The 14,092-nt window shown below is 31.4% G+C and carries 12 protein-coding genes and 7 tRNA genes; 18 read left to right on the plus strand and 1 reads right to left on the minus strand.

The genetic code is table 11. From position 1 onward, the window contains the following. Positions 1-87 precede the first annotated feature (87 nt). From BUB51_RS13150 to BUB51_RS09210, 16 genes are all read left to right on the plus strand, one after another. A complete protein-coding gene (locus tag BUB51_RS13150) occupies positions 88-234 on the plus strand; it encodes a hypothetical protein (RefSeq protein WP_159430368.1) in 147 nt (48 codons plus the stop codon). A gap of 370 nt (positions 235-604) precedes the next feature. Continuing rightward, positions 605-1,222 (plus strand): hypothetical protein, encoded by a 618-nt coding sequence (locus BUB51_RS09140; RefSeq protein ID WP_073197249.1) that lies wholly within the window; start codon positions 605-607, stop codon positions 1,220-1,222. Further along, positions 1,170-2,183 carry an AIR synthase family protein gene (locus BUB51_RS09145; protein ID WP_278294244.1) on the plus strand — a complete coding sequence of 338 codons (1,014 nt, stop codon included), beginning with the start codon at positions 1,170-1,172 and terminating at the stop codon, positions 2,181-2,183. The genes BUB51_RS09140 and BUB51_RS09145 overlap by 53 nt, the downstream gene beginning before the upstream one ends. A 203-nt stretch (positions 2,184-2,386) precedes the next feature. Further along, positions 2,387-4,429: an N-acetylmuramoyl-L-alanine amidase family protein gene (locus BUB51_RS09150; protein ID WP_073197253.1), complete on the plus strand. Its 2,043-nt coding sequence runs from the start codon at positions 2,387-2,389 to the stop codon at positions 4,427-4,429. Positions 4,430-4,488: 59 nt separating this feature from the next. Continuing rightward, the gene (locus BUB51_RS09155; protein WP_073197255.1) at positions 4,489-5,511 is read left to right on the plus strand and encodes a GerMN domain-containing protein; all 1,023 of its coding nucleotides are present in this window, start codon (positions 4,489-4,491) and stop codon (positions 5,509-5,511) included. 113 nt (positions 5,512-5,624) lie between these two features. Next, positions 5,625-6,401: a ribonuclease PH gene (gene rph / locus BUB51_RS09160; protein ID WP_073197257.1), complete on the plus strand. Its 777-nt coding sequence runs from the start codon at positions 5,625-5,627 to the stop codon at positions 6,399-6,401. After that, a complete protein-coding gene (locus tag BUB51_RS09165) occupies positions 6,388-6,996 on the plus strand; it encodes an XTP/dITP diphosphatase (protein WP_073197259.1) in 609 nt (202 codons plus the stop codon). The genes rph and BUB51_RS09165 overlap by 14 nt, the downstream gene beginning before the upstream one ends. 5 nt (positions 6,997-7,001) lie before the next feature. After that, on the plus strand, positions 7,002-7,481 hold the full coding sequence (locus BUB51_RS09170) for a metallophosphoesterase (protein WP_073197261.1): 480 nt from the start codon (positions 7,002-7,004) through the stop codon (positions 7,479-7,481). 98 nt (positions 7,482-7,579) lie between these two features. Further along, positions 7,580-7,653, plus strand: a tRNA-Gly gene (locus tag BUB51_RS09175). A gap of 109 nt (positions 7,654-7,762) precedes the next feature. Next, a tRNA-Arg gene (locus BUB51_RS09180) sits at positions 7,763-7,839 on the plus strand. A 9-nt stretch (positions 7,840-7,848) separates the two neighbouring features. Further along, positions 7,849-7,925 (plus strand) — tRNA-His (locus tag BUB51_RS09185). A gap of 165 nt (positions 7,926-8,090) precedes the next feature. After that, positions 8,091-8,166, plus strand: a tRNA-Lys gene (locus BUB51_RS09190). 7 nt (positions 8,167-8,173) lie between these two features. After that, positions 8,174-8,257, plus strand: a tRNA-Leu gene (locus BUB51_RS09195). 1 nt (position 8,258) lies between these two features. After that, positions 8,259-8,333, plus strand: a tRNA-Gly gene (locus tag BUB51_RS09200). Between the two features lie 172 nt (positions 8,334-8,505). Continuing rightward, positions 8,506-8,582: transfer RNA gene (locus BUB51_RS09205), tRNA-Arg, on the plus strand. A gap of 186 nt (positions 8,583-8,768) precedes the next feature. After that, positions 8,769-10,160 carry an AlbA family DNA-binding domain-containing protein gene (locus BUB51_RS09210; RefSeq protein ID WP_143153596.1) on the plus strand — a complete coding sequence of 464 codons (1,392 nt, stop codon included), beginning with the start codon at positions 8,769-8,771 and terminating at the stop codon, positions 10,158-10,160. A 49-nt stretch (positions 10,161-10,209) separates the two neighbouring features. Here BUB51_RS09210 and BUB51_RS09215 read toward each other — a convergent pair whose 3' ends face one another. Beyond that, the gene (locus BUB51_RS09215; protein ID WP_073197265.1) at positions 10,210-11,217 is read right to left on the minus strand and encodes an asparaginase; all 1,008 of its coding nucleotides are present in this window, start codon (positions 11,215-11,217) and stop codon (positions 10,210-10,212) included. Between the two features lie 215 nt (positions 11,218-11,432). On the opposite strand from BUB51_RS09215, the gene BUB51_RS09220 reads away from it, so the two are divergent. Further along, on the plus strand, positions 11,433-12,299 hold the full coding sequence (locus BUB51_RS09220; protein WP_073197267.1) for a CPBP family intramembrane glutamic endopeptidase: 867 nt from the start codon (positions 11,433-11,435) through the stop codon (positions 12,297-12,299). Positions 12,300-12,500: 201 nt separating this feature from the next. Beyond that, positions 12,501-13,733 (plus strand): dicarboxylate/amino acid:cation symporter, encoded by a 1,233-nt coding sequence (locus BUB51_RS09225; protein ID WP_073197269.1) that lies wholly within the window; start codon positions 12,501-12,503, stop codon positions 13,731-13,733. The last annotated feature ends 359 nt before the right edge of the window (positions 13,734-14,092 follow it).

Here is a 14,092-nt window from a genome sequence, read left to right on the forward strand (position 1 = left end):
GAACCTTGAGAAGTCAGCAGAGGTCATAGTACCTATCAAAACCTAGGATAGATAGGGAAGGACCGAACATTAGGGAGGTAAGTAGCATTGAAAGATTCGAGAGGTATGCAAAGACCACAGAAAACTTCATATGAAGGCTCTCCGACTGAAGTAGGTCTGGAAGTCCAAGATAGGAAGGAAGCGTGTAGTATACCTTCGGCATCATCAATAGCGAAAGCCAGAGTTCAAGTTTGAACTTAACCTAATGAACCGCCGTATACCGAACGGTACGTACGGTGGTGTGAGAGGTCGGTAGATGAATTAATCATCTACCTCCTACTCGATTGGTTACTTCGTTTTTACTTTTAAAATAAGGACAACTGCTTTTTGAGCTTTCAGAGCATGTTGTAATATGAGTTAATGTACATATTCCATCAATTTGATATAGGCAGTTTTCTAAACAGTTAATAGTTATTTGCATCACCTCCAGAACTTCTTTTTAGATATTATTTTTCCCTGATTTATCATAGTTATTTAAATTAGTTAAGTTATATGTTATATTAATAATTGGAAGTATAATATTTATCTGTCTCCGAAAATAATATATAGGAAAGGAGATAGATATATGTTATTTCCAGACTATACAGATACAGGATTAGTTTATCATGTAGTACCTATTACAGATTTAAAAAGAATAGTTAGTAAAGGGATTAAGTATGATGATAAAGCGACTTATGCAGCTAAATATTTAGAATTTCATAAATTTATTGATGAATTCAGACCGGATAAACTGCCGCAGTGGGTGGAGAGAAAAAAGGCCATTTTTGCAAGCTTGAATTTTGATGAAAATCACAGTTGGCATTCTCATACGGCACTATTGGGAATAAAAATAAATGAAGATAGATGTTGGATATCAAATGAAAATTTAGCTAATTCTGTATATGAGTCATTTATACTCAAAGATGTTCCTAATTTTCATTATGCGAAACTGTTTTTAGAAAATAGGGGCAAAAAATTAATAAAAGATTATTGGGATACATCTTTAAGTTTTATAGAAAATTTAAAGGTGAGAAAAGATAAGACTATTGGGTATGATGCAGAGGTATTGATATTCCATGGTGTTAAGCCTAAAGATATAGAGATTATTTTTATTATATCGGACCATAAGATTATGACTGTGGAAGAATGGAATGAATATTTTAGAAGGAGCGGACAAAGTGATGGAAATTGGGAAATTACCTAATGACTTATTAGAGAGTATTGTACTTTCAAATATAAAATATAGAAGAGATGAGGTTATTACAAGAGCAGGTGTTGGAGAAGACTGTGCAGTACTTGATTTAGGAGATGATTTGTGTGTATTATCTACAGATCCGATAACAGGGGCGAGTAAAAATTTAGGTAAGTTAGCAGTACATATTTCATGTAATGATGTAGCATCAAATGGAGCAGAGCCAATAGGCTTACTAATGACGATATTAGCTCCTGAAAGTACGAAAAAAGAGGATATAGAATTAATTATGAAAGAGGCTTCTTCAGTTGCAGAAAAATTAAATGTAGAAATAATTGGTGGACATACAGAGATTTCGAGTGCAGTTAATAAAATAGTCGTATCTACAACGGTAATAGGTAGACAAGCTAGAGAACGTTTTGTAAGTAAGAACTCTATAAAAATAGGTGATAAAGTTTTATTAACAAAGTATGCCGGACTAGAAGGGACAGCGATAATAGCACATGATTTAGAAGATAAATTAAAAGATAAATTGAGTAGTGAAATGATAAACAGAGCTAAAGGCTATATTGAAATGATAAGTGTTGTAAAAGAAGGAATTTTAGCTAGCAAAAAAGGAGCTTTATATATGCATGATGTAACTGAAGGCGGTGTGCTTGGTGCAATATGGGAAGTGGCAAATGCAATATCGAAAGGAATAAAAATATTTAAAGAAGAAATACCTTTGACTAATGAAACTAAGTCTATATGTGAGCTGCTTAATATAGACCCACTTAAACTTATATCTAGTGGCAGTATGCTTATAATATCATCCGAAGAAAAAACAGATGAAATAATATCGGAGCTTATTAATAATGGTATCAATGTAAGTTTAATTGGAGAAGTTATAGAAGAGGGCATATTGATAGAAGATAAAGGCAGCGTTAAAGAGATACTTCCGCCTGGAAGTGATGAATTATATAAAGTAGTTTAATGAATAATCTTTGGAAGTTAAGGTATGGTTATTTTTATAAACCATACCTTATTTTTCTTAATATTAAAATATTATTACAATATAACAAGTTCTGTTGACATGAAGTATTTGCAATGGTATAAATAGAATTAACGAGAAAGAAGTCGGATTTTGTCGGATAATCTTTTCTATAGAATGTATTTAATGAGCGAGGGGGACAGATGATGAAAAGACTAATTTCAGTAATACTTACTATGCTTATGTTTTTTCTATTAATTCCATTGTCTTATGCCAAGCAAGGACCAGAATTAGTAGATGTAACGGTTGATGGAAAGGTTATTAAAGTGAAAAAGATAAATATTCTTATTAATGGTGAACCAATCCAATCTGATGTCCCACCTATTTTGTATAATTCGAGGACTTTAGTTCCAGTCAGATTTGTTGCTAACTACTTAAATGCCGATATTAGTTGGAATCAGGAAAAGTATGAGGCTACTATAAAGACTCAAGAAAAAGAAATAATATTAAAGATTAACAGTTCTGATGTAATCATTAATGGAAAAGTTGAGAAATTGCCATATAATGTACCAGCAAAACTTATTAATGATAGGACAATGGTGCCGTTGAGATTTGTATCGGAGGCTCTTGGTTTTGATGTCGGATGGATACCGGAAACTTGGACTGGAACAATAGATTATAAAAAGCAGGATGTAACAAATGTAAGTATAGTTGAAAATGAAGGTAGATTACCTAAAATTAGAATAGGAACTACAGGATTAGTTTCATATAAAGATATATTTTTAGAAGACCCTTATAGATTGGTAATCGATATACCCAGAAGTAATCTGAATATAGAAAATAAAGAGATTATCGATTCGAGAGGTATTTTGAAATTAGATGTTCAAAAATATCCGGTAAAAGAGATTAGAGCTTCTCAATTTTCAATAAATCCTGATATAACGAGGGTGGTTATAGAACTAGATAGAGCTATTAGCTATAATGTTAATGTATCCGATAAACAGATTCAAATTGATTTTACTAATAAAGTAAGTAATATAAAGTTGGAGACTATAGAGGGTAAAAAGGGTATTGTAATATATAATACAAACAGACCCGATTATAATATAATCAGACTTTATGAACCGGATAGAATAGTTGTAGATCTTTTAGATTCATTATTAGAAATGAATGACAATAAACTTGGAATAGAAACTGAATTTATAAAAGGTATTAGAACATCGCAATTTAAACCCGATTCGCTATATAATGAACATGATAAAATAGTTAGAGTAGTTTTAGACTTAAAAGAGAAGGAAATAAAGCCTCATTTAACTACTAAAGTAGAAGATAATAAAATAATTTTATTCCTTGACGATGACGGGTTAAAAAATATAGATTTTGAAAAATTAGAAGATCAAAGTCGATTATTGAAAATTAAAGCTGATAAAAGAATGAATTATCATGTAAAGTATGATGAAGATGGTAAAGTGATGACAATAAAATTTTTAAAAAAGTATGCTAATTTAGAAAATGGTATAATTGAGATTAGAGATGAACTAATAGATTATATTAAGGTTGAAAGTATAGGCGACTATAATAAAGTATCTATGAAAGTCAAAAAGGATATTCTCTATGATATATTATCGTCGGTTAAAGATGATGAAATTAAGATAAAGTTTAATGATAAAGTTAAAAAATATAGTGATAAATTAATAGTGATCGATGCAGGGCATGGAGGCAAAGACCCTGGAACTATTTGTCCTATAACTAAAATAAAAGAAAAAGATTTGGCATTGAAATATGCTTTAAGTTTAGAAAAAAGATTAAGAGAGTTGGGTTTTAAAACTTTATTAATCAGAAATAGAGACGAGTATATTGATTTATATGATAGAGCGGAAAAAGCTAACAGAAGTAATGGAGATGCATTTATAAGTATACATTTTAATGCACATGATGATAAAGATATATCTGGAATACAAACTTTATATTGTCCTTCATATTTAAGTGATGTAAAAACTGAAGATAATTATCCTTTTGCAGAAACGATACATGAGGAAGTGTTAAAGGCTACCGGTGCAGTAGATAGAGGAATTAAGAGAAGACCTAAACTTGTAGTTGTAAGAGAAACAAAAATGGTGGCAGTACTATTAGAATTGGGTTTTGTAACTAATCCTAATGAAGAGAAAAGAATAATTACACAGGAATATAAGGATAAAGCTATTCAGGGAATAGTTAATGGAATTATCCGATATTTTGAATCGAAATAATCATACTCCCTCTTTGTCAGTAATATATATTAATAAGAATGGCAAGGGGGGAGTTATTTATGTCCATAAAAAAGGCTGTAGTAATAATTTTAATTTTGGCTCTAGGTTTAAGTATTTATGGTTGTAAGGCAACCGATGTAGTAAAAAATTTGTTTACTGATGAAGAAGAAACGGATGTTGATATAGTCAGAAGTGATCAAGATGAGCTACAGGTATCAAATGAAGCAGAATTAAGAGATACTGTTTTATATTTCCAAGACCAAAGTGGATATTTAGTTCCAATAAAGAGACAAATACCTTGGGAAGAAGGGATTGCTAAAGCAGCGTTGAGAAATATGATAGATAGTGTAGCATTAAGAGAAGACATAGGTGCGATTGGATTAGAGCCAATTATTCCAGCAGGGACTCAGATTAGAGGTATGGCAATAGACAAAGAAACGGGATTATGTAAAGTTGATTTTTCTAAAGAAATAATGAATTACAATTCTAAAACTGAAGAACAAAATCTTGTAAAAGGTATTGTATATACACTGACAGAATTTCCTACTATAAGTAAAGTACAATTTATGGTTGAAGGTAAGATAATAGACAGTTTAAAATTTGGAACTAAAGTAGGAAAACCTTTAGTAAGAAAAGATATTAATTTGATTGATACAGCATCTAAAGGTAAATCAAAAGTAGTAGTCTATTTTAAGAATACTGCTAATGGTGAGTATGAATATTATGTACCTGTAACAGTATCTGTTTCTGTTCCACAAGCTAATATCTTGACAGCACTTCAAAAGCTCTTTGACGGTCCTCCTGTAGATACCGCTTTATACAGTGATATACCTGAGGGAGTTAAACTCCAAGGGGTAGAAATAAAAGACGGTATAGCTTATGTAGATATATATTATGGAAATAATGCAAAATTGAAAGATGGAGTAACATTTGAAAAAATGGCTAAAAACATTGGGTTAACTTTGGGAGAATTTGAAGATATAACGGGGGTAGAGATTTTATTTGATGGTAAAACTTTAGAAGAGGCAGGAATTAAAGTAAAGCAGCCAGAAACTTTACCCGTATTTGCTAATGAATATTAAACTACCAGTTCTCTGGTAGTTATTTTTTTGTTGCTAATAACAAACATTACTGTTATTATAAATTTGTAATGGAAATAATATGACTATGGAAAAAATGGATAGGAGAGATAGAGATGTTGAGAGTAGACGGCAGAAAGACAGATGAGTTGAGAAAAGTTAAGATTACTAGGAACTTTTTAAAACATCCTCATGGTTCAGTTTTAATAGAAATGGGGGACACTAAAGTCATATGTACTGCTATAGTAGACGATAGAGTTCCACCATTTTTAAAAGATACAGGGACTGGCTGGGTTACGGCTGAATATTCGATGCTACCCGGTTCTACAGAAACAAGAAAGGTTAGGGAATCGGTTAGAGGTAAATTAGAAGGAAGGTCTCAAGAAATTCAAAGACTTATTGGAAGGTCATTAAGATCAGTTGTAAAATTAGAAGATTTAGGAGAGAGAACTATTTGGATAGATTGTGATGTAATACAGGCTGATGGAGGTACAAGAACAGCGTCTATAACGGGAGCTTTTGTGGCATTAGTCGATGCACTATATAAATTATATCAAAATGGAGATATTAGCTATTTACCAGTTAAATATTTTCTTTCAGCAGTAAGTGTAGGTATAGTTGAAGGAAATAGGCTTTTGGATTTGTGTTATGCAGAGGATTCTAATGCTAAAGTTGATATGAATGTTGTAATGACAGATAGAGGTGAATTTGTAGAAATTCAAGGAACTGGTGAAGAAGCGCCATTCAGTAGAGAGGATTTGAATGAATTATTTAGATTAGCGGAAAAGGGTAATATGGAACTGATAAATATTCAGAAAGAAGTTCTTGGCGAAATAGCAGAATTAGTTGGGAAAGAAAAACAAGAAGGAGAAGGTAAAGATGAAAAAAACTAGACTAATAGTAGCAAGTGGCAACGTACATAAGATATATGAAATAAAAAAAATATTAAAGGGGTTACCTTTAGAAATATTATCGAAAGATGAAGTTGGATTAAAAGATTTAGAAGTTGTAGAAGACGGTAAGACTTTAGAAGAGAATGCTATAAAAAAGGCGATAGAAGTATCAAAAAAAGTAGATGGAATTGTTATTGCAGATGATACAGGATTATTTGTTGACAGGCTTGATGGTAGACCGGGTATATATTCTTCAAGATACGCTGGAGAAGATGCTACTTATGAGGAAAATAATAGAAAATTATTGATGGAATTAGATGGAGTAGAGCTTGAAGATAGAACTGCTAAATTTAAAACTGTTATAGCTATTGTAATGGAAGATAAAAGCTACAAAACTGTTGAAGGAGAGTGCTTAGGGAAAATAGCTTTAACCCCCAGAGGTAATCATGGATTTGGTTATGACCCGCTATTTATAGTAGATGGTTACAATAAGACATTTGCTGAATTAGGTGAAGATATAAAGAATAAGATAAGTCATAGAGCTAATGCATTGAGAAAATTACGAGTGGAGTTAGAAAATATACTAAAAGGATGATAGAAATGAGGATAGTTGTATTAAGTGATACTCATGGTAATATAGATTTTGTAATAAAAGAAATTAAAAAAATAGAAAATGTAGATTTGCTATTACATTTAGGGGATTATTCCAGAGATGTAGATAGAATGAGAGAAATATTGAAAGTCGATATAATAAATGTAAAAGGTAATTGTGACTTTTATGATTACAGTACAAAAGAAGAGGAAATAATACAAATCGAAGGCAAGAAAATATTATTAACTCATGGGCATAGATATAATGTTAAATTTGGTATTAATAATCTGTATTATAGAAGTAAGGAGCTAGGAGTAGACGTAGTTTTATTTGGACACAGTCATGTTCCGGTATTACTTAAACATGACGGAGTTTTGTTTTTTAATCCTGGGAGTCCAACACATCCAAGAGGCGGAAGTAGTAGAAGTTACGGGATTTTGGATATAGACGATGAAGTTAAGCCGATATTATGTGATTTAAGTTTATAGAATTTCATAAAAAAATTTTTTAAAATCTATTGACAAACAGTTAAGTGGGTAGTATAATTCTATATTGTCAGCCGGTGAAATACACGGACCGGTGAGATGCGGGTGTAGCTCAGTGGTAGAGCCCTGGCCTTCCAAGCCAGTCGCGAGGGTTCGATTCCCTTCACCCGCTCCAAGACACTGCTAATGCAGTGAATTGAAAATTGAAAGTGTAAAATAAAAAATTAGAAAGATAATTTTAAATTTTAAATTTTGCATTTTAAATTTTCACAAAGTGAGATTATGCACCTATAGCTCAGTAGGATAGAGCAGCGGACTTCTAATCCGCGTGTCGGGGGTTCGAATCCTCCTAGGTGCGCCATAAATTGTGGTGGGTATAGCTCAGTCGGTTAGAGCGCCAGATTGTGGCTCTGGAGGCCATGGGTTCGAATCCCATTATCCACCCCAACCATTGCTAACGCAATGAATTTAAAATTAATAATTTAAAATTTAAAATATATAAATTTTTAATTTTTCATTTTTTATTTTAAATTATAAATTAAATTATAAATTTTAAATATTAAATATAATTAGTTATTTAAAATTTAGCATTTAAAATTTAAAATTTATTTTGACCCATTAGCTCAGTCGGTAGAGCACCTGACTTTTAATCAGGGTGTCCCGCGTTCGAGTCGCGGATGGGTCACCATTTTTCTGCGGGTGTGGCGGAATTGGCAGACGCGCTAGACTTAGGATCTAGTGCCCTCGGCGTGGGGGTTCGAGTCCCTCCACCCGCACCATGCGGAAGTGGCTCAGTGGTAGAGCATCGCCTTGCCAAGGCGAGGGTCGCGGGTTCGAATCCCGTCTTCCGCTCCATAAGATGATAAAAGTTGGCTGGAAAGCCAGCTTTTTTCTTTTGGTTTTATAATATATTTCAAAAATGTGGTCAATATATTATTGTAATATTATTTAGTTTTTTGTAAAATATTATTTGTTAATAGATTTAAATATTTAACATTTACCATTTAAAATTTAAAATTGATTTTCTGCGCCCTTAGCTCAATTGGATAGAGTAGTTGGCTTCGAACCAATTGGTTGGGGGTTCGAATCCCTCAGGGCGCACCAAAAAAACCCTTGAAAATTCAAGGGTTTTTTCTAATACAAATTTAAATCGAAAATTTTATTCTCCAAATTAAGAGAAAATGAAATATTGGTGAGTTAGAGGAAATATGGATTTTGTATAGAAATAATTATTAAATTGAAATTAATTGGTTTAAAATATTAATAAAGATTAAATAGTTGGTGATGATAGTGAGTTTAATAGATGAAATAAAAAATGGAGAGAGTAAAACTTTGGAATTTAAAAAGGAGTTTCCAAATAATGAGAGTATTGCAAAAACAGTAATAGCTTTTTCAAATACTAGTGGTGGGAAATTGATAATTGGTGTAGATAATAATGGAAAAATTATAGGGCTAAAAGAAAATGTTGATATATTTGATTTACAGGACAAAATTGCATCTATTATATATGATGACTGTTATCCAAATATTATTCCTGAAATATATACTGCTAATATTGATGGGAAAATAATTATAGTAGTTGAAGTTTTTAGAGGCAGTCTTCTGCCATATTATTTTAAAAAAGAAGGGAAAAATAATGGTACATATATTAGAATAGGAGCTACAAATAGAAAAGCTAGCTATGATAATATTTTAGAATTAGAAAGACAAAAAAGGAATATAAGTTTTGATGAAGAAATAAATTATGATGTAGATTTCTATTCTTTAGATATATCACCTATAAGGTTAGAATTTGAAAAAGTGGGTAAGCAAATAGATATGGAGAAATTGAAAAATTTAAAATTGATAAAAGAAGAAAATGGGAAAATATATCCTACAAACGGATTATTGATACTACTTGGTAAATATGAGAATTGTGCTATAAAGTGTGCTAGATTTAAAGGTAAAACAATGGATATTTTTCTTGATAAGAAGGATTATAATGGTGATTTATTTTCACAACTTGAAAAAGCTGAAAGTTTTATCAAGAATCATATAAATTTGAGGGGAGAAATAAAAGGACTTCAAAGAACGGATACTTACGAGATACCTATTGAAGCGATAAGGGAAGCTTTAATTAATGCAGTAGTTCATAGAGATTATACTAATATGGGTAGAGATATAAAAGTGGGAATATATGATGATATTTTAAACATAGTTTCACCAGGAGGATTTCCAAGTACTTTGACAGAAAAAGATATTTTAGAAGGGAGATCAGAAGTAAGGAATAAAGTAATAGCAAGAGTTTTTAAAGAATTGAATTATATAGAGCAATGGGGTAGTGGAATAAAGAGGATAAAATCAACATGTCTTAAATATGGGCTGAAAGAACCTATAATAAAAGAAACTGGTGATTTTGTTGATGTTGAAATATATAGGGAAGTGCCGGAAAGTGCCGGAAAAGTGCCGGAAAGTGCCGGAAAAGTGCCGGAAAAATATAGGGATTTATCTGAACAAGAAATGAGAATAATCGAGTATATAAAGAATAATGGGAAAATTACTTCAAAAGAAGTAGAAAAACTTATAGGCGTTAAAAATAGAAGAGCAAGAGAAATATTAAAAGAAATGATTGACAGAAAGGTTATTACAAGAAAGGGAAGAGGGAGAAGCACTTATTATTCCCTCAGGGCGCACCAAAAATGATAGGAGCCTGATAATATCAGGCTCCAAACTATTGACGAATTTATTCTTTTCAATAATTTTTAATCAAATTAAAATCCACTTTTGTTTCTCCAACGATTTCTTGTTTATGATTTTTAATCTTTAATACATAGTATTTTTCTAATTTTTTCAATTCCTCATCTGTTATAATTCCTAGCTGTTTTAGTGTCTCCAATACTACCGCTGGGACGATTTTTGAGTTTCCATCTTCAATTTTAAATGTTATTCCTATTCCTTTATTTTTTAAACCAACTGCATAATAGGCAGAAGCCCCTGACTTAGCAAATAGCCTATCTCCGCAGACTTTCATCAAATCAGTACAGATTCTATCTGTTCCTCCTACCATTTCAGGATACTGGGTCATTGAATTTATAATTTTTCTAACAACTTTTTCTCTATCGGAATCAAAAATTTCAGGTTTAGATAGTTTAGCAAAACCTTGAGCAAATTTATATAACGGCATAGCATGAACAGGAACTCCGCATCCATCTATAGCTGTTATTATTTTATCTTCATCATATTCACATATTTCAGAGATAGTTTTCATTATTCTTTTTTGTACAGGGTGTTCTAATTTGTAATATGAATCTAAATCTTCACCGTAATATTTAGCTGTGATAAGCATACCAGCATGTTTACCTGAACAATTACAATGTATATTTTTAGGCTTTAGTCCTTTGTTTTTTAATTCTTCTGCAGCGTATTCGGCTATGGGATAGTGCGAACCGCATTGAAGGTATTCTTCATCTAATCCCGCTTTCTCTAGAATGCTCTTTACAGTATCTACATGAAAGTTTTCACCACTGTGAGATGCACAAAATATAGCTATTTCTTTATCTGTTATTCCATATTTTTCGACTGTACCGCTTTCTAAAACAGATATAGCTTGTATAGGTTTTGCAGACGAGCGGGCAAATGTTACCCTTTTAGGATTGCCGTAGTAGTAAAGTATTTTCCCTGTATAGTCGACTACTGCAATATGTCCTATATGAGTGAGATCCACTATATTCCCCCTATAAGTTTTTGCTACTATTGACATTCATAGTTCCCCCTTATATTTATAATATACTTTAATTGTATCATATCGTTTTTTATGAATAGGAATATTGTAGGAAATATAAAGAAAAATTAAGATTTATTTTATTTAAATTCTGTTTGGTAAAAAAAGATTGACATCTAATATATATCTTTAATAGAATATATAGAGTAAGTTAGTTAAAAATTTGTCATTTATTATTTATAGGAGGTAATTAAATGAAAAAATATTTGAAGATGCTTGGCAGTGCATTATTATTAATAGGAGTGTATATTGTATCCCAAATTGTTGCAGGAGCTATATTAGGGATTGTTATTGCACTTATTAATATCGATAAAGCTAATGATATAGCTTTTTTACAGCAGACGCTTAATGCTAATGTTCAGTATTTAATGCTTTTAGGTATAGTAATTTCTACGATAATAATTTTCATTGGATATAATAAGAGAATGAAAGATAAAATTAAAAACTGCAATTTTACACCAATTAGTTTTAAGAATGTCAGTTTTGCACTGATTATTGGATTTATGTTTAATATTCTTATAAATTCAATATTTATATTAATTCAAACAAGTCAAACATTTGTGAATTCCCCAGAACTTCAAAAGGCTTTCCTAAATTATTCTGAAAAAGTAAGTGGATTGATAAATGGTAATATTATAACTACTCTTTTGATAATCGGGGTTTTAGTACCTGTTTTTGAAGAATTTTTGTATAGAGGGTTGATATATAAAAGATTTATTAAAGATATTAATATATGGGCAGCTATAATCATACAAGCTATTTTATTTGGATTAAGTCATTTAAATTTAATACAGGGGATATATACGTTTTTATTTGGAATTGCATTGGGACTAATCTATCATTGGGTAAAGTCGATATGGGCACCTATTATTATACATATAACTTTTAATTCTGCTAATTATATTGTAGGGCTTGTATTATCATTATTGGGTAACAGTATATTTGGTGTTGTTATTACATTGATAATCAGTATTGCATCTATTTTGATAATACTATATAGAATTAAAAAAGATTATGATAAGAAAAATAGTGAAGCAATCGAAATTACATCTATTGCTTAAGTAGAGATGAATTATTCATCTCTATTTTTTTATAAAGTTTAATAATTACGAAAATATATATATAAAAATTTTTTATAGAAAATTGCAATTATTACTTTACTTAAATAAAGTAATAAAGTATAATATAGATTAATATACATTTAATTCGACAAATTTTTTAAAAAATATTGTAAAAAACACACTAGCTAAAGGGGGAATTCTATGACAAAAATTAAGAAAATACTGAAAAAATCATCTAATCAGATTATTCTAGCTATGTTTTTAGGAATTATTGTAGGAATTGTAATGGGAGAAAAGGCTTCATATTTTGCCCCGTTAGGTAAGTTATTTATGCAGTTAATAAAGATGCTTGTACTGCCTTTAATAACTGTATCAATTATTTCAGGGGCATCTTCTCTAGGGAATACCAGATCAGCAGGGAAAATAGGCATATCTACTTTTGTATATTTTATGGGTACTACTATGGTTGCTGTAATTATAGGACTCATATTAGGTAATATTTTTAAACCTGGATTAGGATTAGACGTTTCAATTATTAAATCTATGTTTTCAGATGAATATGTTAATAAAGGAGCAACACCGGGCTTTTGGGAGACGATTTTAGGAATAATACCGGTAAATCCTTTTAAGGCGTTGATGGATGGTAATATATTACAAATATTGTTTTTCAGTTTATTTTTAGGATTTGGAATTTCTACTTTAGAGAAATCTAAAAAGGAAACATTAATAAATGTATTTGAGTACTTGTCAGAAGCATTGATTTGGATGGTTGAAAAAGTCATCTATATAGCACCAATAGGAGTATTTGGTCTTATGGCTGATGCAGTTGGTACATTTGGATATGAAACGCTATATTTAGTATTAAAACTTTTATTAGTATATATATTGGCATTAATTTTACATGCATTTGGATTATATCCTCTATTAATAAAACTTTTTACCAAAGTTTCACCAAGGAAGTTTTTATCAAAAGTTAAAAAAGCTCAAATAGTGGCTTTGTCGACTGCTTCCTCTATGGGTACATTACCTGTAACTTTTGAAGTTTGTGAAGAAGAATTAGATGTATCAAGTAGTACTACTTCTTTTGTTTTACCGTTAGGAGCAACTATAAACATGGATGGTGGGGCTATTTATTACGCTTTGGTGGCAATGTTCTTTGCTCAAATGTTTAATATAGATTTAAGTATTTTTGATTATATCGCTATAATTTTTACGGCTACAATAGGTTCTATTGGGCAGGCAGGAGTACCAGGTCCTTCATTACTTGTTGTTGCAGTTCTTATATCTGCTAATATTCCTGTAGTTGGATTGCCTTTATTATTTGGTGTCGATCGTATATTTGATATGTTGAGAACGGCGGTTAATGTTACTGGAGATGCTGCTTGTGCAGTTATAGTCGATAATTTAGTTAAAGATACAACCGATGATAAATAGACAGAGTTGATGAGGCATCGAGTTTAAATTGGTGCCTCATTTTTTATGTGTGCCGGGCATGCGTAACAACTAGGTGGTGAAAGTCCACTGTGGGGGTTGACCGTGCCAACCACTAGCCAAAGGCAAGGGTGTCCATCGTGAGGTGGAATCTGAAGGAAGCCGGAGGCAAAATCCTGGTCCGAGGTACACGAATCACATTCGAGGCTGTATAAATCGGGTGAGTTTGCATAACAAAACAAAGCCCAAAACGGTCCAAAGGTTTATGCAGTAAATGTGGCGGATATATGGGAGGAAAGTGGTTACGCTTACCCCGGGAGGTCTCAAGGATACGTCATTTAGATGAATTTCAAAATGGCAAT

The sequence above is a fragment of the Caloranaerobacter azorensis DSM 13643 genome, from assembly GCF_900129995.1.
GTDB classification, from domain to species: domain Bacteria; phylum Bacillota; class Clostridia; order Tissierellales; family Thermohalobacteraceae; genus Caloranaerobacter; species Caloranaerobacter azorensis.